Origin of the sequence: Collinsella sp. CM84Y_54, assembly GCF_036317945.1 — a bacterium.
GTDB lineage: Bacteria > Actinomycetota > Coriobacteriia > Coriobacteriales > Coriobacteriaceae > Collinsella.
The window spans coordinates 367,247-393,165 of record NZ_JAWQCX010000002.1; the positions used below are offsets into that span (position 1 = coordinate 367,247).

Consider the following 25,919-nt stretch of genomic DNA (forward strand, 5'->3'; position numbering starts at 1 on the left):
CATTGTGCAAACACAGAGCCACCGGGCGGCTCAAACGTTTACGCGTAAGGAATCGACGGTTCGCAGGCACAGGAACCACCGGTTCGCGTCTTTTTTTGTGTCACAAAATGGCAACGTCAACATTTTGGCAACCGAACGCCAAAAGCTACCATCGTTGCTAACCCACCGACTCTTAGGAGCATTGCATGGAGCAACTCATCGCCATCATCGAAAAGGGCCAGCCCTTTTTCAACGCGATCGCCCGCAACAAGTACCTCAAGGCGATCCGCGACGGCTTTATCTCCGTCATCCCCATCATCATCTTCTCGTCCATCTTCTGCCTGGTAGCCTCGGTCCCCAACATCTGGGGTTTCTACTGGCCCGATGACATCAACAACGCCCTGTGGAAGTGCTACAACTACTCCATGGGCATCCTGGCCATCGCCTGCGCCGCCACCACGGCCAAGCACTTCGCCGACGCCCAGAACCGCGATCTGCCCAAGAACAACCAGATCAACTTCATCTCGTGCATGTGCGCGGCCATCATCGGCTTCTTGCTCCTTTCGAGCGACACCATCGCCACGGACGCCGCCAGCGGCTTCAACACCACCTACCTTGGTTCCAAGGGCCTGCTGACCGCTTTCATCGCTGCGTTTGTGACTGGCATCATCTACAAGTTCTTCATTAAGCGCAACATCACCGTCAAGATGCCCGAACAGGTTCCGCCCAACATCTCGCAGACCTTCAAGGACATCATCCCCTTCTCCGTCTGCATCACCGTCTTTTGGGTTTTTGACATCGTCTTCCGCGCTGCTTTTGGCTTCTGCTTTGCCCAGGGTGTCATCCAGGTGTTCCAGCCCCTGTTCACCGCTGCCGATGGCTACATCGGCCTCGCTGTGATCTACGGCGCCATGAGCCTGTTCTGGTTCGTCGGCGTCCACGGCCCCTCGATCGTCGAGCCCGCCATCGCCGCCGCCCTTGTTGCCAACATGACCGACAACCTGGCCGCATTCCAGGCTGGTCAGCACGCTTCCGCTGTCCTGACCCAGGGTGCCCAGTACTTCGTCGTCTGCATGGGCGGCACCGGCGCCACGCTCGTCCTGGTCTTTATGTTCTGCTTCCTGGCCAAGTCTCAGGAGATGCGCGCCGTCGGTAAGGCCGCCATCGTCCCCGTCTGCTTTGCCGTCAACGAGCCGCTGCTGTTCGCCGCACCCATCGTGCTCAACCCCGTCTTCTTTGTCCCGTTTGTCTTTGCCCCGATCGCCAACATCTGGATTCTCAAGATCTTTATCGACTTCTTGGGCATGAACGGCTTTATGTACACCCTGCCTTGGACCGTCCCCGGCCCCATCGGCACCATCATGGGCCTGGGCTTCCAGCCGCTCGCCTTTGTGATGCTCGCCCTTATCCTGGTCGTCGACTTCGTTCTGTACTACCCGTTCTTCCGCGCCTATGACGCCCAGAAGTGCGCCGAGGAGGCCGAGATTTCCGAGGAGGAGCTCGCCGCCAAGAACGCCGAGAAGGCCGCCAAGCTCAACGATGCCTTCCAGGGCAAGGCTGACGCCAAGAGCGTTGCCGCCGGCGCTGCTGCCGAGGCCGTGAAGTCCGACGCCCCCGCCGCTTCCGCCGCTGTCGCCACTGAGGCAACGGCCGTCAGCGACCTCAACGGCAAGCGCGTGCTCGTGCTCTGCCAGGGCGGCGGAACCTCGGGCCTGCTCGCCAACGCGCTGGCCAAGGCTGCCAAGGAGCGCGGCATTAACCTCGAAACCGCCGCCGAGGCCTATGGCAACCACGTCGACATGCTCCCCGACTTTGACCTAGTCGTCCTAGCCCCGCAGGCCGCAAGCTACCTGGCCGACCTGCAGAAGGACTGCGAGCGCGTGGGCAACAAGTGCGTCGCCTGCCGTGGCAAGCAGTACATCGAGCTCTCCCAGAACGGCGACAAGTCTCTCGCCTTCGTAAGCGAACAGCTTTCGAAGTAAGTAACGCTTAGGGCCAGCCGACCATCCACAGCCGGCTGGCCCTTCGATTTAGACGATTGGATCATCATGTCCGTTAACCCTGCTAGCGTCACCAACCCGCCTGCGCAGTTTCCCGAGGACTTTGTCTTTGGCGGCGCCACTGCTGCCTACCAAGTAGAGGGCGAGACCCGCACTCACGGTAAGGGCAAGGTTGCCTGGGACGACTTCTTGGAGGCCCAGGGCCGTTTCTCCCCCGATCCCGCTTCGGACTTCTACAACCAGTACCCCGTCGATCTGGAACTGTGCGAGGAGTTTGGCATCAACGGCATTCGCCTCTCTATCGCCTGGAGCCGCATCTTCCCCAACGGCACCGGCGAAATCAACCCCGAGGGCGTCCAGTTCTACCACGATCTCTTCGCCGAGTGCCACAAGCACCACGTTGAGCCGTTCGTCACGCTGCATCACTTTGACACGCCGCTTCCCCTCTTTGAGAAGGGCGACTTCCTCAACCGCGAGACCATCGACGCCTTTGTGGACTTTGCCACCTTCTGCTTTAAGGAGTACGCCGACCAGGTGACCTACTGGTTCACCTTTAACGAGATCTGGGCCGACGCCTCCAACACCTACATCGAGGGCACCTTCCCCGGTGGCGTCAAGGCGCATCTGGCCGAGGCCTTCCAGTGCGAGCACAACATGATGCTCGCCCACGCCAAGGCCGTGCTGGCCTTCCACAACGGCGGCTTTAAGGGCAAAATCGGCGTCATCCAGTCGCTGGAGTTTAAGTACCCGCTCAACGAGAACGACCCCGCCGACATCAAAGCCGCCAACAACGAGCACGTGCTGCAAAACCAGTTTTTGCTCGACGCGACGTTCCGCGGCGAGTATGCCCCCGACACCCTCGAGTGCGCCAACCGCCTGGCTGCCGTCTCGGGCGGCACCATCGAGATCTTGGACGAGGACCTCGAGATTATGCGCGAGGCAGCGCTCTACAACGACTACCTGGGCGTTAACAACTATCAGTGCCGTTTTTTGAAGGCTTACGATGGCGAGAACGACCTGCACCACAACGGTACGGGCGAGAAGGGCACCGGTCGCTGGCGCGTCAAGGGCATTGGCGAGCATGTGAACAAGCCCGGCATCCCCACCACCGACTGGGACTGGATCATCTATCCCGAGGGTCTGTTCGATCTGCTCGTCTACATTAAGCAGCGCTACCCCAACTACAAGCAGATCTTCATCACCGAGAACGGCATGGGCTACAAGGACCCCTACAAGAACGGTTTTGTGGACGACCAGCCGCGCATCGACTACATCGAGCAGCACCTGCGTTGGCTGCTCAAGGCCATGGAGGTGGGCGTCAACGTGGGCGGCTACTTCCTGTGGAGCCTGCAGGATCAGTTCTCCTGGACCAATGGCTACAACAAGCGTTACGGCTTCTTTTACGTTGACTTTGAAACCCAGAAGCGCACGCCCAAGGCAAGCGCCTACTGGTACAAGCACGTGGCGCAGACCCGTCGTCTGGACTAGTGGCTGGCGGGGTTGCCCGCTCACACAACCTGTCCCCATTTCTCAGCCGGGGGCGGCACGTCACACGGCGCGCCGCCCCCGGTCTTTTTGTTTTTGGGCTGGTCGGGAGCCGTTTGTCTCGATCTGTAACATCTAGCTGAGTTTTTCGCTCCAAGCTGTTACAGATCGAGACAAACAGAACGCCCGAGCAGAAATATCTCAATCTGTAATATTTAGCTGAGTTTTTCGGTCCTAGCTGTTACAGATTTAGACGAACAGGCCGAGCACGTCTACGCCCGCAGGTCCTTTACGCTGGAACGCTCGACCAGCACACCCGAGACAAGCGTACGGCTTCTGGAGCTCGGAGCTTCTAGGCCCGCAACGACCTCGTTGAGCGCACGGATGCCCAGCTCGCGGTGGCGAAACTTCACCGACGTCAGAATCGAGTTGGGAATCGTCTTGTAGAGCTCATCGTCGAAGCCGATCACGGACACGTCGTCGGGCACACTGAGCCCTTTGTCACGTAGAGCCATCATCACGCCGTTTGCCATGCAGTCGTTAGCAGCGAGGACCGCCGTGCAATCGGGCTTATCGGCAAGCACAAGGCCCGCGGCATAGCCACTATCCGCATTCCAATCGCCTTGCAGAGGCTCGGGCGGCTCAATGCCACGCGCCTCGAGTGCCGCACGCCAACCTTTCATACGGCACTGGCTCGACAACGACTCTTTCTTACCCGAAACGAAGTACACGTTCTTGTGACCGTGGTCCAAAAAGTACTCGCACGCCATACGCGCGCCGCCCTCTTGGTCGTCACTGACGGTAGAGCAGGTAGGATGTTCCATCGGTGTGATAATCACCGTCTTGAGGTCTTTCGGCGCCTCAAAGGTATCAAAGTCATCGACCATCTGGCGCAGATTGAAGATCATGCCATCAACAGGCAGCTGCGACATCCTGCGCGCTGCGTCGGCAAGGGTCATCTTCTCCCCTGCCCGCTTTTTGATCATCGTGAGCGCAAAGCCGCGTTCTTCGGCGGCATCGGCGATACCGTCAATCATGTCCACGGCGCCGCCCGACAAGTGGAACATCACCAAGCCGATGCACCCGTAACGGCCCAACTTGAGTGAACGCGCGGCAAAGTTCGCCCGGAACCCAAGCGTCTCCATGGCAGCATGGACCCTATCGCGTGTCGACTCTCGCACGCTATCGGGCTCGTTGATCACACGCGACACCGTCTTGAGAGAAACACCTGCGGCAATCGCCACATCGTTCATTGAGACATTTTTCTTGTCCATCGTTGCCACTACTTCTCCAGTCGGTTTTGCATCGCTTGTTTTTTGTGTTCTAGCATACACTACCTGCCCGACTGACAAATCAACCGTTTACCGGACAATATCGACCGCTCACCCGTATATCCTTGTTGCTCTTCCAAAAATGTCTTACGTTGTCATTAACAAAATGACAACGTTGTCATTTCGCAATGCCTTCCTTAAGCAGGAAGGTTTCCGGGCAGTCCTGACCATCCATCGACGACCAGTTCCATCCACATGCATCGCGCATCAAGTAGCAAAGGAGCTCTATGGACGCCATCGTAAAGATGCTCGAAAAGCATCAACCGTTCTTCGAGAAGATCTCGAGAAACATCTACCTCCAGGCCATCAAAGACGGATTCCTTGGGTGCATGCCCATCGTCCTTACCTCTTCGATCTTTCTGCTGATCGCCACCCTTCCCGGCGTAGTTGGAATCACGTTGCCCCAGCCGCTCATCGACTGGTGCAACAAGCTGTACAACTTCACCATGGGCGTCATGGGCATCATGGTTGCCGGCACCACCGCCAAGAACTTTACGGCTTCCATGAACCGTCGCATGCCCGCCGGCAAGGTGCTCAACGACGGCTCCACCATGGTTGCCGCCCAGTGCAGCATGCTGCTGCTCGCAGTCACGCAGTTCACCACCAAGTTCAACGGCTCCGAGCTTTCTGTCTTCGATTGCACCAGCATGGGTACGCGCGGTCTGTTCTCGGCCTATATCGCCGCGTTCATTACCGTGTGGGTCTATAAGTTCTGCGTCTCGCGCGATCTGACCATTAAGCTGCCCAAGGAGGTTCCGGGCGCCATCGCACAGAACTTCCGCGACATCATCCCCTTCGGTGGCGCTGTCATCATCTGCGGCATCATCGATGTCATCGTGCGCAACCTCATGGGCGTTCCGTTCTCCGAGCTGCTTATCAAGCTGCTCTCCCCGCTCTTTACCGCTGCAGAAACCTATCCTGGCCTTATCCTTATCCAGGCAGCCACCGCGTTCTTCTGGTTCATCGGTGTCCACGGCCCTTCGATTGTCCAGCCGGGCATCGACCCCATCCGTCTTGCCAACCAGGCCGAGAACCTGCAGGTTCTGCTGGCCGGTGGCCACCCCGCCCACTCCCTCACCTTTAACATGTCGCTCGTGGGTGAGTTCGGCGGCACCGGCGCCACGTTCATCGTTCCGCTTCTGCTGATTCTCTTTATGAAGTCCAAGCAGCTCAAAGCCGTCGGTAAGGCCTCGATTGTTCCTGTTGCCTTCGCCGTCAACGAACCGCTGCTCTTTGGCGCGCCCATGATCCTCAACCCCTACATGCTCATCCCCTTTGTTGCCGCCGGCTGCGTCAACGTAAGTGTTGCCAAGTTCTTTATCGACAACGTGGGCATGAACGGCTTCTCCTTCGTGGTGCCTTGGGCTACCCCTGCCCCCATCGGCATCTTCATCACCACGAACTTCCAGCTTATCGCCCTGGTATTTGTCGCGATCATCATCTTGCTGGACGCCATCATCTACCTGCCGTTCTTGAAGGCATACGATAAGCTGCTCTGCGACCAGGAAGCCGAGCGCGCCGCCGAGCTGGGTCTCGAGTCCGATGGTGCTGCCACCATCGCCGCCAGCACCTCTGCGCCCGCTGTCGAGCAGGCCACCGCTGCCGTCGAGCCGACCGCCGCTGCCGCTGACAGCAAGCCTGTCGCCGATCAGCCCGAGCCCGCTGCCGATGCATCCGCTAAGAAGGATGTCGACGGTCTGAAGGTCCTCGTCCTGTGCGCCGGCGCCGGCACCTCTGCCATGCTTGCCAACGCCATCAAGGAAGGTGCCGCGCAGACCGGAGAGAACATCGCTTCCTCCGCAGGCGCCTATGGCCAGCACACTGCCATCATGGATCAGTACGACGTTATCGTGCTTGCCCCGCAGGTCCGTAGCTACTACAACGACATGAAGGCCGACACCGATCGCCTGGGCATTAAGCTGCTCGCCCCGCGCGGTAAGGAATATATCGACCTTACTCGCGACCCCGCTGGCGCCATCAAGTGGCTCCGCGAGAACCTCGACTAGGTTCCTCCCTCTGTTGGTGCCCGGATCCCCAGTTCGGGCACCTCTCCCTATTCGAATCCCACAGAAAGGATGACTCATGACCAACCCCATGCAGTTCCCCGACGGCTTTGTGTTTGGCGGCGCCACCGCCGCTTACCAGGTTGAGGGCGAGACCCGCACGCACGGCAAGGGCAAAGTGCCCTGGGACGATTTCCTGGCAGCTCAGGGTCGCTTCTCCCCCGACCCCGCAAGCGACTTCTACAACAAATATCCGGTCGATATCGACTTGTGCCAGCGCTTCGGCATTAACGGCATTCGCGTCTCCATCGCTTGGAGCCGCATCTTCCCCAATGGCACCGGCGAGATTAACCCCGAGGGCGTCGCTTTCTATCACGAGCTTTTCGCCACCTGCAACAAAGCCGGCGTTATCCCCTATGTCACGCTCGATCACTTCGATACGCCCGAGGCCTTTTACCAGAACGGCGGCGAGGGTTTCCTAACGCGCACGACGATCGACGCCTTTGTCGAGTATGCCAAGTTCTGCTTTGCCGAGTTCACCGAGGTCAAGCACTGGTTTACCTTTAACGAGATTCCCGCGACCGCCGAGGGCAGCTTTATCGTCGGCAACTGGCCGCACGGCGAGAAGTATCGCCTGGACAAGGCCTTCCAGCTCATGCACAACATGATGGTGGCCCACGCCAAGGCCGTCGTCGCCTTCCATGAGGGCGGCTTTGAGGGCGAGATCGGCATTGTCCAGAACCTAGAGCCCAAGTATCCCCTCGATCCCAACAGCGCTGCCGACTGCGAGGCAGCCCGCATGGCCGACGTCATCAACAACCGCTGGGTGCTCGACGCCACCTTCCGCGGCCACTATGCAGCCGACACCATGGAGGCTGCGACCAAGCTGGCCCATATCGCCGGCGGCGAGCTCGACGTTCGTGACGAGGACATCGCCGCGCTGACCGCCGCGCTCCCCTACAACGATTGCCTGGGCGTCAACACCTACAAGTGCCAGTTCCTGCGCGCCGCCGAGGGCGAAAACGACATCAACCACAATGGCACTGGCGACAAGGGCTCCTCGCGCTGGTTCCTCAAGGGCGTGGGCGAGTCATGCGTGCGCGAAGGCGTACCCACCACCGATTGGGACTGGATCATCTATCCCGAGGGCCTGTACGACCTGCTGCTGCGCATTAAGAACGATTACCCCAACTACAAGAAGATCTATATCACCGAGAACGGCATGGGCTATAAGGACGACTTTGAGGACGGCTTTATCGACGACGCCCCTCGCATCGACTACATGCGTCAGCATCTCGCATGGATCCTCAAGGCAATTGACGGCGGCGTGAACGTCGACGGCTACTTTGTGTGGTCGCTGCAGGACCAGTTCTCCTGGACCAACGGCTATAACAAGCGCTATGGCCTGTTCTACATCGACTTCGAGACCCAGAAGCGCTATCCCAAGGCGAGCGCGTACTGGTACAAGAACGTCGCGGAGACCGGCCTGCTCATGGCCTAACTTTTGCCGCATACCCCCTGTCGGCCGCATGCGAATCCCTCCACGGGTTCGCATGCGGCCTTTTTGTTTTTGGTGAGCCCGTGCAGGCCGTTTGTCTCGATCTGTAACATCTAGCAGGGATTTTCGGTCTTAAATGTTACAGATCGAGACAAACGGAACGCCCGAGCAGAAATATCTCAATCTGCAACATGTAGACCACTTTTGACCGTCTACCTGTTACAGATCAAGACAATAAGATAGTCAAACCCAAACTTTCCAAGCAGTTATGAAACATGGTTTCTAGTTTTCGGTATAACGAACATACTTTCGGTATCATTTAATGGTATTATGATATCGAAAGTATGTTCGTGATACCGAAAGGAGCCGCATGCGCCAGTTCGATTACGCCACAGTCCCAGCGGAACTCGAAGCAACTCCAATCACCAACCTCCTCCTCTCGATACGCGAGCATAAAGGCCGTCAGCTTGCTCTGAGTCAAGTCAAACCCGAACTTCTATCGTCCCTTATGGAGGAAGCTAAGATCCAAAGCACCCAATCCTCCAACGGACTTGAAGGAATTATTACCACCCAAAAAAGACTCAAAGCGATCATGGCGTATTCCGCCAAGCCAAGCTCCCGCGCAGAGGAAGAAATCGCTGGATACCGAGATGTGCTGTCGCTTATTCACGAGCAACACGATTCCATTCCCGTAACGCCATCGGTCATTTTGCAGTTGCATCGTGACCTCATGGCGCACACGGCAATCTCGTATGGAGGCCATTGGAAAGATAGCGATAACGAAATCGTCTCCATTGACGATCAAGGTAATCGATTTGTGCGCTTTAGGCCCCCTTCGGCTCTAGCAACCCCGGGACTTATTAAAGAAGCCTGCCAATCCCTCAACGATGCTTTATCTCGCCAAGTTTGCGACCCCCTCCTTATATCGCTCCGCTTTATCTTCGATTTTGTTAGCATTCATCCCTTCAACGATGGCAATGGCAGGATGAGCCGGCTCCTTACAACGCTGCTGCTCGAAAAGACTGGATACGACGTTGCGCGTTACATCAGCATCGAACGACTTATTGAAGACAACAAAGCGCTTTACTACAACGCCCTCGCTGCAAGCTCCACTGGATGGAATGAAAATCAAAACACCGAAGTACCCTTTATCCGTTTCATGCTCGGAACAACCCTGGCCGCCTACCGAAAGCTCGAGCAGCGTACCTTAATTGAATCAAGCACTCGTCCCATGTCGAAGCAAGCGCGCATCGCTGTTCTATTTCAACAGAGACCCGGCGTCATTAAGAAATCCGACATCCGATCAAACTGCCCCGATATCAGCGAGGTTACCGTTAAACGAACCCTCGGTCAGCTTGTTAGCTGCAGCGCAATCGAAAAAACAGGAGCGGGTCGTTCGACGGGCTACATACTCAAAGACGTCCATGCTCTAGAACTATTCTTGCAATCCACAATACCCGACAGCGAGGCCGCAATAACAAAAGAGGCTCCAAAGGATAAGCTTCTTGAACGTGTAAACCGCGCCGAGGATGAAAGCAGAGAGGGGCTCTATGAAGACTACGATTCATTCTCAAGGGACATAAAGACGAAATACGGAGTCTAGTCATATCCCAGAATAGTCTCATCCTTGTTGCCCAAAATTATTTACGCGTCATTGTGAAGCGATAATCCCCGCGCCGGCAGGGGGCAGAAGTATCGCCTGCAGCGTTAGCTAGCAGATGACCTGCGTGTGTTCCTCGATGGCGGCACGATTCTCAGCGGCGATACCCGGTTCGCACACCACGGCATCCAGGCTGTCCAAGCGACAGAAGGTGTAGAAGTCGCGCTTGCCAATCTTGCTGGAGTCGGCGATCAGATAGCGCGAGTCTGCCTTGCTAAAGGCGAGCTGCTGGATACGGCCCTCGTCCATGTTGGACGTAGATACGTCGCCATCCAGAATGCCGTTGGCGCCGATAAACGCAGCGTCGATACCCAGTGCACGCAGGGTATCCTCGGCCGTTGGTCCCACAAAAGCGGCGGTGCGGCGACGGTACATGCCGCCCACCAGGCACAGGTCGCAGTCTTCGCGCGCCTCGAGCAGGTTAAACACCGAAAGCGAATTGGTCACAATGCGCAGGCGAAACGCCGGCAGCATCGAGGCCATCTGCTCAACCGTGGTGCCCGTGCCCAAAAAGATGGTCGAGCCTTCCTCGATAAGCTCCACAGAACGGCGCGCAATCTGCAACTTTTCCTCGGCATGCTTCGTGCGCTTTTCGCTGTGCGAATACTCATGGCGCAGCATAGCGTGTGGACGGCCCTGCGCACTGCGAGCTCCGCCGTGCACGCGCTCGATCTCGCCCAGGCTCGCAAGCTCCTCAAGGTCACGGCGGATCGTCATATCCGAGACACCTAACGCATCCGAAATCTCCTTGACCGAGACCGTTCCCTGTTCCTCGAGCAGCTGCCGAACCTTATCCTGTCGCTCCGCTTTAATCACGATGAGTCCTCGCTGTTCCACGCTCACGTCAATTCAAACAATAACGAACAAATTGTATCAGACTCGCGCGCGTCAGAAATGAACGCCCGCACAGCTCCAATCATCACTTTTTTGAGAAAAATACCCCCTGCTTTAGTGGGGTGTAGTGATAATCTCGCCTGTTCGCGCTACAGTTTGTCCGAAATACCTCGATGTTAGGAACCAAATGATCACTTCCGAGCTTTTCGGCACCGCGCCGTGCGGTACCCCCGTTCATTGTTACACCCTCAACGGGCCCGAGATCTGCGTTCGCATTATGGACTATGGCGCCACCGTGTTGGGCATCGACGTGCCCGACATCCCCGGCAACGCGCGCGATGTGGTGCTGGGCTTCGATAAGCTCGAGGATTACTTTGACAACCCCGCCTGCTTTGGCGCGACCATCGGACCTGTGGCCAACCGCACTGCAGGTGCCACGATCACCATCGCCGGCACGGACTGGCATATGCCCGCCAACGAGGGCACCAACAACCTGCACAGCGATCTTGAGCATGGTCTGCACAAGCGCGTATGGGACGTTGAGCTCGACGAGGTCCACAATGCCGTGCGCATGACCACCTCGCTTGAGGACGGTGAGCTGGGCCTTCCCGGCAACCGCACCTTTACGGCCGTGTTTACCGTGACGCGCACCGGCTGCTTCCGTATCGAATATGGCTGTGAGAGCGACCGCGCCACGTACGTGTCCATGACCAACCACACGTACTTTAACCTTGCCGGTCACAACGCCGGCATGGACTGTGAGCACTTCTTTGTTGCTAACGCTGCCCACTACCTGCCCATCAACGAGCAGAATATCCCCACCGGAGAGATCGCTCCGGTCGAGGGCACGCCGTTTGACTTCCGTGAGCTGCGCCCCGTCGCGCCCGGCATGGAAGCCGACGACCCGCAGATTAAGCAGGCCCGTGGCTACGACCACTGCCTGTGCATCGATGGCTATCAGTACGGCCGTAATCTGCGCCGCGCGATGCACGTCGAGGAGATGTGGACCGGCCGTGAGCTGGACTATTACACCACTGCCCCGGGCGTGCAGCTCTACACCGGCAACTGGCTGGGCGACGAACACGCCAAAGACGATGCCAACTACGGTTGGGGCGCCGGCTTTGCCCTCGAGGCCGAAATGTATCCTGACACGCCGCACCATGCGCTGTTCCCCCAGGGCATCGTGGGCCCCGGTCATCCCTACAGCAATGTGATCGAATACCACTTTATGAGGCACTAGGCCCACAACGCGACATATCGCACAGCAACGCCCGCCGGCACACCGCCGACGGGCGTTTTTCATCTTTTGGGCTCTTTTTCGCTGTGACTGTATGAGTGACATATCAAAACTATGCCCATTTACTACGTTTAGCCCGGGATGCTCGACCATGCACCGGTTTTTGTTAAATGCGCGAGCCGTCTACCTGCGGTTTTGTTTTTCTCAAATTCGACATGCTCGGCGATAACCGATCAAACGTAGTAAATGGGCATAGTTTTTGACAGGCGGCATCGCGCGCGTCCCTCGCAAGGGCAAAATGATCCGTTTTCCTCCGTCCCCAAGGGATCAGTTGAACAGATTGTCGATGGGATCGGGGGCGGAACTGGGGAGATAGCGGATTTCTAGCTCTATGCCGAGTTCTTGCAGCTCTTTGAAGGCGGCGATGTCCATATCGTCTACGGCAACGGCAGGCGTTGCAGAGCGTTTGCCCTCCCCTGTCTGCATATGGCCAATGCTGATCTTGGTTATTGGCACACCACCCTTAACCAGCGCGAGCGCATCTGCGGGTGAGGCCACCATGACCAGAATCCATTGACGCGGCGTTGCGGTATGAATGATATCGATGGTCCTTTGCACCGAGAAAAACCGTGTCCAAACGCCTTCTGGCGCGGCCACCCTCATGGGTGCCCATTGGCGCGAATCCGCCGCGATCTCATCGTTGACGATTAGGACAAGGTTGGAACCAGTCGCCTCGTTCCACAGCTCAATGTCTTGCCCGCAAATAAACCGGTCGTCGATGCGTGTGAGAAGAATCTTGGGTTGAGCCATCGCCACCCCATTCTGTTTGAGACCCGTAAGAGCAAGACATCGCGTCTCCAATATTAGTGCATTTAAAGTGAGAAAAGCCGTCAGAACACTTGCGCGGATGTGCGATGTCCCGTATCATAGACAGCCGTTGACGCCTCAGTTGCGTCATCATATGGCCGCCAGCGTAGCTCAGTTGGTAGAGCACCGCTCTCGTAAAGCGGGGGTCACCGGTTCGAGCCCGGTCGCTGGCTCCATTGCACAAGATAGCCGCCTTTGGGCGGCTTTTTTGTTGTCGATTATGGGCGCGCGCCAATCCACGCATCGCCACGTCGATCGCTTCCTACTCAAAAACAGAAAACCCCACCAAACGTGATTTCCCTTAGGGAAACACGCTTGGCGGGGTCGTAGCGTGATTCCCCTAGGGGAATCACGCCATCAGACGAACAGCTCAACCGAGCAGCTCGTTACTCCTCCCAGTAAGCGTCGGCAAGCAGCTTACTCGGCGAACGCATTACCAAAGCTGTTGCCGCCCACATACGTCTCGACCAGGGTAAGGTCGGGATTGAACACGACTGTGTCAGCGTCGCGCCCCGGCATAATGCTACTGCACTTATCGTCGACAGGAGCTAGCAAGCGATGCCGGGGCCGTCACCCAAACTCTTACAGCTCGGTCACGACAACGCCGTTGTAGACCTCGTCCCAACGGTCCATGACCAGATGGCCGGTCATGGGATCCATGGCGTTGAGCTTGCCGCAGGTGTTGGCGGTACGCAGCACCGTCTCGTCGTCTGCGCCGGCAGCGATGGCATGCGCGAAGCCTGCGATAGTGGAGTCACCAGAGCCCGTGGCGTTAACGGCAGGGATATCGGGCGTCTTTGCGCGGAACGCACGGCCATTGTGGAAGCCAACGGAGCCGGCAGCACCCATGGACACGACGACCCAGGGGATATCGGAGAAGCGGGCATCAGAGGCGAGCGCGGCGCGGAGCTCGTCCACATCGTCGGTGGTAAAGCTCATGCCCAGAAGGCCGTTGATCTCGGTCAGGTTAGGCTTGACCAGCTCGGGCTTAATTTCGGACTTAAGGGCGGCCTCGAGCGAAGCACCCGAGGTATCGAGCAGCACCTTGGCGCCGGCGTTCTCGGCAATGCCCGTGATCTTGGCATAGTAGTCTGCCTCGACACCGCGGGGCAGAGAACCCGAAATGGTGACGACGTCGGCCTTGCCCGCAAGCTCAGTAAACTTGGCGGTAAAGGCATCGAGCTCCTCGGGGGCAATTGTCGGGCCACTCTCGAGCAGCTCGGTCTGGTTGCCGGCGTGGAGGATGTTGAGGCAAATGCGAGTCTCGCCCTTGATGGGCACAAAGTCGTTGTTAATACCGTTGGCGTCCATGAGCTCAGCCATGTAGGCGCCCATGTGGCCGCCGAGCAGACCGGTTGCCACAACGTCGTCGCCCAGCTGACCCAGCACACGGGCCACGTTGAGGCCCTTGCCGCCGGCGGTCTTTTCGGGCGTCACGCGGTTGACGTCGTCGATAACGAGCTCGTCGAGCTGATAGCGCGTATCGACAGACGGGTTCATCGTAACGGTGAGGATCATTTTTAGCTCCTTATCTCGCAGGCTCCTTGTGCCTCGCGATACGAGTCGACAAAACGGAATTACAGAATCTCAATCGTGAACGAGCGAACGACGGTCTCCTTGGGCTTAGCGACAAGGCAGCCGCGCTTATGCTCAAGTACGTCGTCCTCATCGGAACAGGTCGAAAGGCCGCCCCAGGGCTCAACCGCCACAAAATCGCCCTCGGGCTTACTCCACACAATGAGATACGGGAAGCCCTCAAAGCTCAGGCGGACGCCCTTGTCCTCCCCCTTCTTGGAAAGCGTGACCTGACGGCTCTCGAGCACATCAAAGATGGTCTCCGCAAAATCGAAGAGCTCATGCGACAGAGGCAGTGTCTTTCCCACCATGGGGTTCTTGGAGCGATTGGTCACGTCAATCAAGCCAGTCGAGGGGACGGCAGTGCAAAGCTCCGCAGCCTCGTCCTTCTCAAAGCGCAACTCGTAGTCCGTATAGGCCTCGCCCTCATCGAGCGGACACCTAAAGCCGGGATGACCGCCGATAAAGAACGGCATGTCCTCGGTTCCCTCGTTGGTCACCTCATAGGAGACGCGCACGGCAGCGTCCTCGAGCGTATAGCGAGCGACAAGCTTAAACGGATACGGATAATCGCTCAGCAGCGCGGCGTTATTCTCCGAAGCCAGGCACATCACCAGCTCGTTTTCGCCTTGGCTCAGCAGCTTCCACTCCTGTTTGCGCGCAAACCCGTGGCGAGCGAGCTTTACATGATGCCCGGCAAACGTCATGGCGCTGTTGTCGCGCAAGCCTCCGCAAATCGGGAAGCAAATCGGTGCCCGGCCGGACCACACGGCGGGATCGCCCTGCCACAAGTACTCGCGACCTCCAGCCTCAATCGAGGTAAACGAACCACCAGCCGTGGACACCTTAATAGAAATCGAATCGTTGGAGAGAGCGTATTCCATTGCCCATCCTTTCGAACAACTGCTTTTGCTCGCAAGTACCTGTCTCGGCCCTGACCAAAGGACAAACCCGCACGTTCACCGATGCATCCGGTATCCCAGGCATGCAACGGGGCACCATACAGACATTGATGCAATTACAGCTGAAAGGCCTTCTTATGCGAACCATCATCCTCTATGCCTCGCGCCACCACGGCAATACGAAAAAGCTCGTGGACGCCATCGTCGAGGCGCACCCCGAAATCGATACCCTCGACGTCAAGGCGCTTGGCAAAAACGAGTACCCCGACCTGCACGAATACCATCTGATTGGCGTCGCCACGGGCATCTATTACTCCGAGATCGACAAGGACATGGCACGCGTGCTCACGAACGTGCTGCAGCCGCAGAACAAGGTGTTTGGCCTTATGACCTACGGTGGCAAAAACAAGTGGTACGGCAAGGATATCGATGGTATCTGCCGCATGAGGCAGGCCATCTTTATGGAGGTCTACGGCTGCCCCGGCTTTGATACGTGGGGGCCGTTCAAACTCACCGGCGGTGTCCAAAAAGGACACCCGACCGCTGAAGAAATTAAGGGCGCCGTCGACTTCTTCGACAAGATTGAAGACGAGTACGGCGACATCATCGTCGAAGAGTATGCCAAGCGCGAGAAGCGTCTAGCCTACGAGAAGGAGCATCCTGCAGGAGGCCTGGTGGCCGGCGTCAAGCGCACGGCAAAGAAGATCGCTAACAAGCTGTAACTGTAAAGGTGCTTTTGAGCGTTTAACCCATACGGCGGGTCCGAGCAGATTCGGGCCCGCCGTTTTTTCTATCGTTACTCGGTAAAGGCGTTGCCGACGCTCTGACCGCCAACATACGTCTCGACGAGGGTGAGCTCATGGTCGAACACGACAAAGTCGGCGTCGCGACCCGGCATGATGCTGCCGCACTTATCCTCGATGTGCGCAGAGCGAGCCGGCACCTCGGTTGCCATGCGAATGGCGATATCGGCGCTGGCGATGCCCCAGTCGACGATGTTCTTGACGCCCTGGGCAAGCGTGAGCACCGAGCCGGCAATGCTCTTGCCGTCGGCGAGCCAGCACAGGTTGTCTTTCATGATGACGTCCATGCCACCACTGGTGTAGCTGCCCTCGGGCATGCCGCCGCAACCCAGGCAGTCGGTAATGAGCACCGTGTGCTGCCAGCCCTTGGCCTGCAGCAGCGCCTTGATGGCAGCAGGGTTAACGTGCTTGCCGTCACAGATGATCTCGGCGTAGGTCTCGGGCGTGGACATGGCAGCGCCCACGACACCGGGCTCACGGTGATGCAGCCCGCGCTGGCCGTTATAGGTATGCGTAAAGCAGCTGGCACCGGCGTTGATGGCAGCGATGCACTCATCGTAGGTGGCGTCGGAGTGACCGATGCTGGTCACCACGCCCTTGGCGTTCAGAGCAGCCGCATAAGCAGCGGCACCGTCGCGCTCGGCCGCCATGGCGCTCTTGACGATGCGACCACCCGCAGCCTCCTGCCACTGATCAAAGATCTCCTCGGAGGGATCGATAAGATAAGCGGGGTTCTGCGCGCCCACGTGCTTCATGGTAAAGAAGGGGCCCTCCAGGTAGATGCCCTGAATGCGAGCACCGCAGAAGTCGGGGCCGCGACCCTCGTCCGCCTGAGCGATGGCAGCGCAGGCGTCCTTGATCTGCTCGACGCCATCGGTGAACGTCGTGGGCAGCCAGCTGGTGGTACCGCGACGGGCGAGCTCGGTCGAGCTGATATCGATGCCCACGGGATCATTATCGGTAGTTGAGTGGTTGTAGAAGCCATGGATGTGAGTATCGACCATACCCGGTGCGATCCACGACCCCGTGTAGTCCTTAATCTCGCAAGAGGGCTCGTCGGCCTGCCAGGCGCCAAAGACGCCATCCTCGACCATAAGATAGCCGCCCAGTTGCGGGCCTGCCGGCAAGAAGAACTTGTCAGCCTTAATTGCGTACGTGCTCATATGCACTCCTTGCTTCTAAAGCAGTTGACTGTGGTGATGCTATGCCCAGCTCAGGTAAAACAAAAAGCGCCCGCCCGCCGTTATGAGCGGACGGGCGCCCTTACAGAGGGACGCGATCAAGCGGTGAAGGGGTGAATCGTCACGCCCTTGACCACGCGATTGACCGTGCCGGTGGGGCTCGGCGTATCGGGCGTGTTGCCCACACGCACGGAGTTGAGCAGGCTGATAGCCTGGGCAAACATCACGAACGGCAGAGCAAGGTAGCCCTCGGGAAGTGCCTCGTAGCCCTTAAAGGTGAAGGACTCACCCTCGTAGACGGTGGCACCTTCCTGCTGAACGGCGACGGTGTGCTGAGCGATCTCGTCGCCACCGATCTCGTTGAGGATGTCGATGTCGTACTGACGGGTATAGGCATCGTTATTGACGAACACGAAGACGAGCGTCTTATCGTCGACGAAGGACTTGGGTCCGTGACGATAGCCCATAGAGGTGTCGTAGGAAGTAGCGACCAGACCGTGAGCGAGCTCGAGGATCTTGAGCTGGCTCTCCTGGGCAAGGCCACCGAAGGAGCCAGAACCCAAGTAGGTCACGCGGTTGAAGTCGCCAGCCAGGTAATCGGCGATCTCAGGCTCACGAGAGATGACCTCCTCGCCCATCTTGGCAATCGTCTCGACCCACTCGGCCTTCTGCTCGTCAGAGGCCGTATCGAAAATAAGGGTAGAGAGCAGGGTCATGCAGGAATAAGAACCGGTCATGGCGAAGCCCTTGTCGTTGGCGCGCGGAATGAGCAGCGTCAGCGCGTTGGGATCATCGGCAGACTCAACGGCGAGCTTGCCCTCGGGAGCGCAGGTGATGTTGAGGAACTTGACGTTGTGGACGAGCTCCTTTGCAACGGCAACGGCGGCAAGGCTCTCGGGGCTATTGCCAGAGCGGGCAAAGGAAACCACGAGCGTAGGATCCTCGGCGCGCAGGAAGTCGCGCGGGGCGCTCACGATGTCGGTCGTGGCGATGGGCTTAAAGTCGTAGAGATCAGTGTTGCCAGCGTGACGCAGGTACGGGGCGCAGGTATCGCCAACGTAGTCGGACGTACCGGCACCGGTGAAGACAACGGACAGACGACCCTCGCCCATAGCGCGAGCCTCGGCCAGGAAGGCCTCGATGGCCTCCTTGTTCTCGCGATAGATGTTGAGCGTATCACGCCAAAGCTCGGGCTGCTGAGCAATCTCGGCCGTGGTGATCTGGGCGCCGAGCTCGGTGAGCTCCTCGACACTCTTCTCGAACATTTCTAATACCTCTTTCTTTACTAAATTGCCTGATATACAAAGACTCAACCTGAAAAGTCAAATCGAGTAGTAGTCATAGGCTGTTTTTCTTTCGTTAGCACTCGTATCCGATCACACAGTATCTCGATAGTGAGAGATTCTGTACTTGAACTTGTCCGCGCGAGCCACCGAAAGCGTGAACTCGACAACATCATTTTGGGTGTTGTGAGTAGTTCGGGCTATGTCCAGAACTGGCGCACCCTCACTAATACCTAGAAGCCGAGCGTCACATGGACGTGCTATACCCGCAGAGAACTCCTCATCTGCTACTCGAATTTTCTGCTGATAATCCTGCTCAATGACATCGTAAAGGGGCTTCTGTTCGAGTAGAGGACGCTTGAGTGAAATAAAGAGCCTTGCTGGAAGATAGCTACGCTCAACCATCATAGGTATACCATCTGCCATCCGTAAACGTTTGAGTTTTAACACCTTTTCACCCAAACGAATCCCCATTTGTATCGAGAGCGTTTTATCTGCTTCCATTTCACAGAACTCTAAGATGGTTGTTTCTGGCAGCCGGCCCATCGCTTTCATCTGTTCAGTAAAACTGTACGATTGGGTAAGATTTGTTGCTTGAGCTAGTCGATCGGCAACAAACGTACCGCGACCTTGTTTTCGCACAATCCGACCAAGATACTCAAGTTCCTGAATTGCAAGTCGGACAGTCGATCGCGAAAGCCCGTAGCGTTCGGCAAGCTCACGTTCGGACGGAATCAAATCACCTGGCTGATATTCATGATCAATTTTTTCGATCAGAATATCTACGAGCTGGTCATATAGCGGTTGTCTGTGCCTCGTGCACGTCATGATATTCTCCACGAAATGAGCAATTGACCAATACTTCAGCCTTCAGGTAACGCACCAACATGTCCAATAAATGGGCTAATAGCGACACTACATCTCATCGTCTTCGTCAATGTCAGCACTCTCGAGTTTCTTGAGATCGACTCCCTCACGACCAACGACCCGTGCGCGTTCGGCAAGTTCATCAAGCGTTGGGTCTCCAAACGCACGCGTCATAACGAGCTCCACCAACATAGGTAGATTTGTTCCGGTGACAACGGTCACGTTATCGAGCTCAGTCGTCATTGGGATAGCTTGATTGAACGGAGTACCGCCAAGCAAATCAACAAACACCAATACGCCATCACAAGCTTGACGCATCTTGGCAATGCAGGTTCGCAAATCATCACCAAAAGTAACCGCCTCCGAGCCCGCAAAAGGAACTACCTCAAAATTAGGCTGTTCGCCGGCGACCATATCCACAGCGCTTTTCAAACCAGGTGCAAACTGACCGTGACCAGTTAGTACAAATCCAATCATTCTATCTACCTTTCTACCGTTCGCTTTCTCTAGCCATAGAACCCCTCAAAAGGGCTCTTACGACCACTGCATCATTAAAGTTTAGTGAGTATTTTGTTTTATCGTGGGAGGTCTGTGAGCGTCTCTAAGCTGCTTTTCAAGGTTGCGATATCTACGTGCTTCGCTCTTGTTCCCGCTACTCTCATATTGATATGAGAGCAGCAGATAGAGCTTTCCGCGTAACCCAAGGTCGTTCGTATCTAGCATGGCTTCCATCTCATCGATCTTATCATGCCGACGGCGAAAGACTATGTCGTAGGTCAATTGACTGTCCGCCAAAATACCCTTCGACACGACGGGACGCATCTCTTCCAACATGGACGCCGCCCGCTTGCGGTCACCCGTCTTGATATAGAAATTAAAGGCGCGAACCGCAAGCTGTCGACGTTGCTTATCGCTGCACGACATCTCCAGCAAGTGGTCAAGCATTCGATCTGCATATGCGTCCATATCAGCAGCTTCGTAGATAGTGAAACGAAGGTAATACTGCTTATACGTAGACATTACTATACGCGCTAGTTTGCGATCGAGCAGGTCTATGCAATCTTGGTATAAGCCCAAGTTAAACAATACCTGCAATTTCATATCGAAGTTTTTTTTCGCTCCTTCGGTCACAGCGAAATAAGCCACGACAACACAAATGAACAGGACAATCCAAAATGGCATTGCACTATATTCCCTTCAAGGCAGCCTTAATGAATTAATCGAACACGATGACTGCATAACCGCCTATGAACAGCGGTGTCCGACAAAACAAAAGAGGCGCACACTCCAGGGGATATGGCGATAAAGTCGCCTTGGAGGTGTGCGCCACATCTTAATTGAGGATCAAATGTCGCGACAATATGGGGTACTTAGCCCTTGCAAATGATACCGAATGCACCCAAGGCAATGGACAGAACCAAGACGATAAAGATAGCCTTCGTCGAGGTCATGCCCTTCTTACCAAGGAGCCAGTATACGAAGCCGACGAGCGCGGCAGGAACCAGCTTGGGGCAAATCATATTGCAGATATTCTGCAAGTCAACGGTAACGCCACCGATAACAGGCTTCGCTGCAATGACGATACCGACATTGGTTGCGACCAGGGCACCGACCATAAAGACACCCATTACGGAGGCCGCGTCGGTCAACGCGTTCAGGCGGTCGCTCATGGTGGTGACGAGCTTCATACCCTGCTCATAGGCCATGTGGGTCTGCTTGCAGCGGAACCAGTCAACAAGGATGTTAACGGCGACCCAGATGAAGATACCCAAGGGGTTGCCGTTCATGGCCATATTGGCAGCCAGGGCGCCAAAAATGGTCGGGAGCAGCGAACCGAAGATGGAATCGCCGATGGAAGCCAGCGGTCCCATGAGACCAGTCTTGAGACCGGCAACAGCCTCGAGGCCCTCAATGCCCTCCTCTTCCTCAATCGCCAAATCGATACCGGTGATGATCGTGTTGAGGAAGTTTGAGGTGTTGAAGAACGGTGCGCACTGGGCGCGGCAGGCTTCTTTTAGCTCCGGCGTGCCGTCACCGTACAGCTTGCGCAGCGTGGGCAGGATAATCCAGAGATAACCAGAGTGTTGCATGCGCTCGTAGTTCCAACCATCCTGGAAACCAAGCAGGTTACGACGGTTGATCTGCGCAAGGTCGTCCTTGGTAATCTTGTAGCCAGTGGTGCCATTGGCGAGTTTCTCATTAGAGCTCATCGTCGTCGTCTCCCTCCGCAGCGCCAGCAGCAGCGACGGGACGCTGGTTGTTCTTGTAGTACAGCAAAGACAGAGCAAAGCCAATAATAGCGATCGCCAGCATCGACATGTTATTGAACATACCGACCATATCCACGGCGCCCTTACCAAGCGCACCGTTCACAGCGACGATGTTGGCGTTGAGGTTCATGATGCTCGTGAAGGCCGTACCAAACAGGGCGGCGACTACAAAGCCGAGCAGCAGGTAGGCGACGTGCTTTTTGACCGGCAGGTAACGGAGCAGGATGGCGAAGCCAACGGCGGGCAAGGCACCGCCAGCAACAGACAGACCGTCACCCAGCCACTTCAAGTCGCCGTTAAGGGCGGTGGTGATGCCCTCGACCAAGCCCTGGCCAAATGCGAGAGCCAGGAAGACCGGAATCATGCGGGACAACATCCAGGAAACGGCACCGAGCAAGTAGTGTACGTTGTAGGCGCCCCAGTTCATCTTCTCGATATCGGCATCGCACATGTGACCGAAGAACGTGTTGGCGAAACGACCGGCGATATCGGTGTAAACGAGAATGGCAGCGACAGGTACGCCGATAGCGGCAAGAGCCGTCTCGGGATTCATGCCCGCGCCCACGGCAAAGGCCGTGGCGACCAGAGTGCCGGAGTTGGCATCGATACGAGAGGCGCCGCCAAAGGTACCAACGCCCAGGACGGTGAGCTGCATGCTGCCGCCGATAAACAGGCCAGTCTGTAGGTCACCCATAATCAAACCGGTAATCATACCAGAGAAGACGGCTGAGCCGGCACAGGTGTACCAGTTCAGCTCATCCAGAATCTGATAACCCGCATACAGGGTTAACAGAAGAATCTGCCACCAAGCAATCATGGTTAACTCCTTATTTAAGGTGTAACAGTTTCTACAATACCAATACGCTTATATAAACCGTGCATCCCCCTTCACGGCCTAGCGTTAATTCGACTAGAGCGTGAGAGCCTCTGGGTTATCCTGCGGCGTCAGCTGAATGACAATAGGAAGATTATCGGCCTTGAGTTTGGCAAATGCGTCAAGGTCCCCCTGGTCGCAACTAATGTTGCGATTCAGCTTCTTGACCGGCTCCATTGTCGTCATATTACCGACGATGAGCTGCTCAAGCTTAACACCTTGTTCCAAAAGTCGAACGTAGACCTCAGGCTTTTTCGCAACAATGAAGAGACGTTGCGCATCATATTTGCCAGCAGTGATGTTGGCAGCGGCCTTGTCGACAGGAAGCACGGACAACTTCACAGTTGCCGGGCAAGCCATGCGAAGAACCTGCTTTTGGGTAGCATCTTGCGATACCTCGTCGTCAACTACCATGAAGCGGCTTACCTGACGGGCGTTAGACCAGAGGTTTGCCACCTGTCCGTGAATCAAGCGAAAGTCGATTCGTGCGCCTACAATCATTTCTACTCAACTCCTTCTTGTTCAAGTGTACGGATAACGGGCTCAGAGCGAAGGGAGATTTTCGCATCATACACGCCCTCTGTTTCGAACATAACGAGTTCATTGGTACCAGGGTGTAATAAACCGTGCGGAACATAGAGCGTCATGATGGGACCCTTATCCCAAAAACGTCCGACATTCGTTCCGTTTACGAATGCCACACCCTTTCCAAAACCCGTAGTGTCGATAAAGGTATCAGCCGGCTCAGATATATCAAACTTTGCGCGATAAAAGGAAGGTTGCCCCTCTACCCAGCCGGCGGAATAATCAAGATTATCGATGTTATCGAGTGGCAGACAACGCATCTCCCAACCGGTAACAAAGTGAAGATCAACGCAAACTCCTGTCCTAATGCCCTTATGCTGCGTATCAGCGAGCAATTTGTGACCATAATTGACGCGACCCATATCCTCGGTCAGAACATCCAGGCGGTTGTGTTCACAGGGAAGAACGCAGTGAATATCTTCCCCGATGTGCTCCTGATACTGCGTCGCCACCTTGTCACCGTTCACAAACACCTGAGCGCGGTCGCGGGCGTCAATAACCCGAATACGCTCTTCATCTGCACGGTCACGCTCGACAGTCGTGGTATATAACGTATATCCATACGACTGACCCATCTCTTCCATGGGCATAGGATATTGGGCTTCAATCGGCTCCGAAAGAATATCGAGCACATTAAAGAGACTTACGCGCTCACTCACCGAAATATCGGGCATGGAAAACGCCTTTTTTGTTAACGGCTTGCTTTGCGCGATATCGGGATACAGCTCGTGAACTGTCCTTTGAATTGCGAAGTATTTCTCGGTCGGGTTGCCCTGTTCGTCCAATGGAGCATCGTAGTCATATGATGTCACCTGGTGCAGGTCATGCGTATGGCGTGCAGAACATCCGTTCATAAATCCAAAGTTGGTGCCTCCATGAAACATGTAGAGGTTTAAAGATCCTCCAAGCTCGAGCACCTCGCGAACGCAAGAGGCAAGATCTTCGGGATCGCGTCTGATGACGTTCTCCCCATAGCGATTGAACCAGCCGTCCCACAACTCCATGCACATAAGAGGCCATTGTTTTCCATGCTCCTTGTGAAAAGCAGAAAGAGCCTCAAAGTTCTCCTTTGCATGAGAACCAAAGTTGCCGGTGCACAACACATCATCGTCAATGAGCGTACCGGCACGAAGGCACCCACGCCACGGGCCATCGGAAGTACAAAGGGGCACGGAAACCCCACGCTCGACCATAAGGCGACGAATCGCGCGAAGATAGTCCTTATCCTCGCAATATGATCCATACTCGTTTTCAACCTGCATCATGATGATATTTCCGCCCTTGTCAATCTGACGCGAGACGAGTATCGGCATGAGATGGTCGTAGTACTGCGCAACGTGAGCAAGAAATTTGGTGTCGCTGCTACGCGGCCTCATATCATGTTCGCGCAGCAGCCATGCTGGCATGCCGCCAAATTCCCATTCTGCACAAATAAACGGAGAGGGCCGAACAATTGCATACAGACCGAGCGATGCTGCCTCATCAAGAAATGCCGCCAAATCGATTGAGCCAGAAAAATCGAAGACGCCAGGCTTTGGCTCATGAAGATTCCACGGTACATACGTTTCGACCGTATTAAACCCAAGAGCCTTAAGGTTATAGAGCGAGTGGTGCCAGTCGCTCGGATGAACACGCATATAGTGAATCGCCCCCGACAAGATGGTGAACGGCTCATCATCAAGTAGGAATTGATTGGTGATCTTAAACGAATGCATGCTACTCCCGATCTTCGTGCTCTACGACGCGGATGCCGGTTCCTCGGCCCTCGGCTAAACGCCTTGCCTATTATGGACGCATTAACGCAATTATGTAGACAGAATCTGAAGTGGTCCGTAAACGGTAGCGAAATGGCGATGAACGGCTTTAATGAACAAAATATAAACCCGCTGGTAAATTACTTTTTAACTATAGATTTCTAACGATTCTATATTTGAAAGGTGGTATGTACCAGCTATCCACTATTTCATACTAGTTACATTATGTTTCAATCGCATTTCTTCAAATGCTTATCTACTTTGTTGTTGCCGATTTGAGTGCGCGTGCGCCAACCCAAGCATCGTCACGGCTTCAGTTCCCCTATTCATAAACATAAAACCCCGCCAAACGTGATTCCCCTAGGGGAAACACATTTGGCGGGGTCCTTGCGTGATTTCCCTAGGGGAATCACGCCATCAGGCGAACAACTCAGCCGAGCAGCGCGTTACTCCTCCCAGTAAGCGTCTGCAAGCAGCTTAAAGCAGATCTTCTTGACCGGCTGTGCGCCATCGCCCGGGAACTCGAGCGTGGGCATGTGAGGCTCGCCGGCAACAAACAGCGCGAACTTGTCGTCGGCAAGATCGCCGGCGATCGAAGTGTCGGAATCGACCAGATCGTAATCGTCCTTCTCGTCAAACTCCTGGACCAGCGTCAGGCTACCCGTAGCGACCTTAAAGGCCTCGCGACCCTCGACGTCGATCTGCAGATCGTGATAGCGCTGATGCGTCTCATAGTGAGCCTCGTCCTCGGGACGCGTCGTGGGAGCCATGACGTTCGCAAAGACCTTATCACCCAGAATCGGATGGCTTCCGACCTCGAGCTGCGCCGGGTCGTTCTCCTCGAGCCAGTCGATCAGCACGTCGAGGCCCTTGAGCATTCCGCGGTACTCCTCGATATCGCCCAATGCACCGTAAATCATCTAAATCCCCT

Annotated in this window: 22 protein-coding genes and 1 tRNA gene; 8 read left to right on the plus strand and 15 right to left on the minus strand. The window is 56.1% G+C overall.

What is annotated here, in order from left to right:
• Nucleotides 1–185 precede the first annotated feature (185 nt).
• Together V2391_RS04780 and lacG (V2391_RS04785) are read left to right on the plus strand one after the other, a co-directional pair.
• Nucleotides 186–1,961 (plus strand): lactose/cellobiose PTS transporter subunit IIB, encoded by a 1,776-nt coding sequence (locus V2391_RS04780; protein WP_329738433.1) that lies wholly within the window; start codon nucleotides 186–188, stop codon nucleotides 1,959–1,961.
• Nucleotides 1,962–2,027: 66 nt separating this feature from the next.
• Complete coding sequence (gene lacG, locus V2391_RS04785) at nucleotides 2,028–3,467, plus strand: 6-phospho-beta-galactosidase (RefSeq protein WP_055310567.1); 1,440 nt, start codon at nucleotides 2,028–2,030, stop codon at nucleotides 3,465–3,467.
• Between the two features lie 269 nt (nucleotides 3,468–3,736).
• Here the strand turns inward: lacG (V2391_RS04785) and V2391_RS04790 are convergent, their stop codons facing one another.
• On the minus strand, nucleotides 3,737–4,738 hold the full coding sequence (locus V2391_RS04790) for a LacI family DNA-binding transcriptional regulator (protein ID WP_329738434.1): 1,002 nt from the start codon (nucleotides 4,736–4,738) through the stop codon (nucleotides 3,737–3,739).
• A 284-nt stretch (nucleotides 4,739–5,022) separates the two neighbouring features.
• Between V2391_RS04790 and V2391_RS04795 the strand changes: the two genes are divergently transcribed.
• The 3 genes from V2391_RS04795 (at nucleotide 5,023) to V2391_RS04805 (ending at nucleotide 9,899) form a co-directional block, all read left to right on the plus strand.
• Nucleotides 5,023–6,801, plus strand: a complete 1,779-nt coding sequence (locus V2391_RS04795; protein WP_271730403.1) for a PTS lactose transporter subunit IIBC — start codon at nucleotides 5,023–5,025, stop codon at nucleotides 6,799–6,801.
• A gap of 76 nt (nucleotides 6,802–6,877) precedes the next feature.
• A complete protein-coding gene (lacG, locus tag V2391_RS04800) occupies nucleotides 6,878–8,299 on the plus strand; it encodes a 6-phospho-beta-galactosidase (RefSeq protein WP_229058862.1) in 1,422 nt (473 codons plus the stop codon).
• A gap of 367 nt (nucleotides 8,300–8,666) precedes the next feature.
• Nucleotides 8,667–9,899, plus strand: a complete 1,233-nt coding sequence (locus tag V2391_RS04805) for a Fic family protein (RefSeq protein ID WP_215673645.1) — start codon at nucleotides 8,667–8,669, stop codon at nucleotides 9,897–9,899.
• A 108-nt stretch (nucleotides 9,900–10,007) separates the two neighbouring features.
• Here the strand turns inward: V2391_RS04805 and V2391_RS04810 are convergent, their stop codons facing one another.
• Nucleotides 10,008–10,772, minus strand: coding sequence for a DeoR/GlpR family DNA-binding transcription regulator (locus V2391_RS04810; RefSeq protein WP_271740777.1), 765 nt, complete (start codon nucleotides 10,770–10,772; stop codon nucleotides 10,008–10,010).
• A 205-nt stretch (nucleotides 10,773–10,977) separates the two neighbouring features.
• Here V2391_RS04810 and V2391_RS04815 point away from each other — a divergent pair, with 205 nt between their 5' ends.
• The gene (locus tag V2391_RS04815) at nucleotides 10,978–12,030 is read left to right on the plus strand and encodes an aldose epimerase family protein (protein WP_271730401.1); all 1,053 of its coding nucleotides are present in this window, start codon (nucleotides 10,978–10,980) and stop codon (nucleotides 12,028–12,030) included.
• 324 nt (nucleotides 12,031–12,354) lie between these two features.
• Here the strand turns inward: V2391_RS04815 and V2391_RS04820 are convergent, their stop codons facing one another.
• A complete protein-coding gene (locus V2391_RS04820; protein WP_271730400.1) occupies nucleotides 12,355–12,837 on the minus strand; it encodes a PTS system mannose/fructose/N-acetylgalactosamine-transporter subunit IIB in 483 nt (160 codons plus the stop codon).
• A 157-nt stretch (nucleotides 12,838–12,994) separates the two neighbouring features.
• Here V2391_RS04820 and V2391_RS04825 point away from each other — a divergent pair.
• Nucleotides 12,995–13,070, plus strand: a tRNA-Thr gene (locus tag V2391_RS04825).
• Between the two features lie 406 nt (nucleotides 13,071–13,476).
• On the opposite strand, the gene V2391_RS04830 is transcribed toward V2391_RS04825, so the two are convergent.
• On the minus strand, nucleotides 13,477–14,412 hold the full coding sequence (locus V2391_RS04830; protein WP_271730399.1) for a hexose kinase: 936 nt from the start codon (nucleotides 14,410–14,412) through the stop codon (nucleotides 13,477–13,479).
• Between the two features lie 59 nt (nucleotides 14,413–14,471).
• Entirely contained in the window at nucleotides 14,472–15,353 is an 882-nt protein-coding gene (locus tag V2391_RS04835; RefSeq protein ID WP_271730398.1) for an aldose 1-epimerase family protein, read from the minus strand.
• 155 nt (nucleotides 15,354–15,508) lie between these two features.
• Here V2391_RS04835 and V2391_RS04840 point away from each other — a divergent pair, with 155 nt between their 5' ends.
• Nucleotides 15,509–16,093: a flavodoxin domain-containing protein gene (locus V2391_RS04840; protein WP_271730397.1), complete on the plus strand. Its 585-nt coding sequence runs from the start codon at nucleotides 15,509–15,511 to the stop codon at nucleotides 16,091–16,093.
• Nucleotides 16,094–16,167: 74 nt separating this feature from the next.
• On the opposite strand, the gene nagA is transcribed toward V2391_RS04840, so the two are convergent.
• The 10 genes from nagA to V2391_RS04890 all read right to left on the minus strand — a co-directional run bounded on the left by nagA (nucleotide 16,168) and on the right by V2391_RS04890 (nucleotide 25,908).
• Nucleotides 16,168–17,337, minus strand: a complete 1,170-nt coding sequence (gene nagA, locus V2391_RS04845) for an N-acetylglucosamine-6-phosphate deacetylase (RefSeq protein WP_099432209.1) — start codon at nucleotides 17,335–17,337, stop codon at nucleotides 16,168–16,170.
• A 116-nt stretch (nucleotides 17,338–17,453) separates the two neighbouring features.
• Nucleotides 17,454–18,620 (minus strand): SIS domain-containing protein, encoded by a 1,167-nt coding sequence (agaS, locus tag V2391_RS04850; RefSeq protein WP_271730396.1) that lies wholly within the window; start codon nucleotides 18,618–18,620, stop codon nucleotides 17,454–17,456.
• A 111-nt stretch (nucleotides 18,621–18,731) separates the two neighbouring features.
• On the minus strand, nucleotides 18,732–19,466 hold the full coding sequence (locus V2391_RS04855; RefSeq protein WP_329738435.1) for a GntR family transcriptional regulator: 735 nt from the start codon (nucleotides 19,464–19,466) through the stop codon (nucleotides 18,732–18,734).
• An 87-nt stretch (nucleotides 19,467–19,553) separates the two neighbouring features.
• Nucleotides 19,554–19,982 carry a PTS sugar transporter subunit IIA gene (locus V2391_RS04860; protein WP_040360084.1) on the minus strand — a complete coding sequence of 143 codons (429 nt, stop codon included), beginning with the start codon at nucleotides 19,980–19,982 and terminating at the stop codon, nucleotides 19,554–19,556.
• Nucleotides 19,983–20,063: 81 nt separating this feature from the next.
• Nucleotides 20,064–20,687, minus strand: a complete 624-nt coding sequence (locus V2391_RS04865; RefSeq protein WP_329738436.1) for a hypothetical protein — start codon at nucleotides 20,685–20,687, stop codon at nucleotides 20,064–20,066.
• Between the two features lie 188 nt (nucleotides 20,688–20,875).
• Complete coding sequence (locus V2391_RS04870; RefSeq protein WP_006236265.1) at nucleotides 20,876–21,715, minus strand: PTS system mannose/fructose/sorbose family transporter subunit IID; 840 nt, start codon at nucleotides 21,713–21,715, stop codon at nucleotides 20,876–20,878.
• A complete protein-coding gene (locus tag V2391_RS04875) occupies nucleotides 21,705–22,592 on the minus strand; it encodes a PTS mannose/fructose/sorbose/N-acetylgalactosamine transporter subunit IIC (protein WP_195543933.1) in 888 nt (295 codons plus the stop codon). The genes V2391_RS04870 and V2391_RS04875 overlap by 11 nt, the downstream gene beginning before the upstream one ends.
• A gap of 93 nt (nucleotides 22,593–22,685) precedes the next feature.
• A complete protein-coding gene (locus V2391_RS04880) occupies nucleotides 22,686–23,150 on the minus strand; it encodes a PTS sugar transporter subunit IIB (protein ID WP_006236263.1) in 465 nt (154 codons plus the stop codon).
• A gap of 2 nt (nucleotides 23,151–23,152) precedes the next feature.
• On the minus strand, nucleotides 23,153–24,949 hold the full coding sequence (locus tag V2391_RS04885) for a glycoside hydrolase family 35 protein (protein ID WP_271730394.1): 1,797 nt from the start codon (nucleotides 24,947–24,949) through the stop codon (nucleotides 23,153–23,155).
• Nucleotides 24,950–25,434: 485 nt separating this feature from the next.
• Nucleotides 25,435–25,908, minus strand: a complete 474-nt coding sequence (locus tag V2391_RS04890) for a YhcH/YjgK/YiaL family protein (RefSeq protein ID WP_271730393.1) — start codon at nucleotides 25,906–25,908, stop codon at nucleotides 25,435–25,437.
• Nucleotides 25,909–25,919 lie beyond the last annotated feature (11 nt).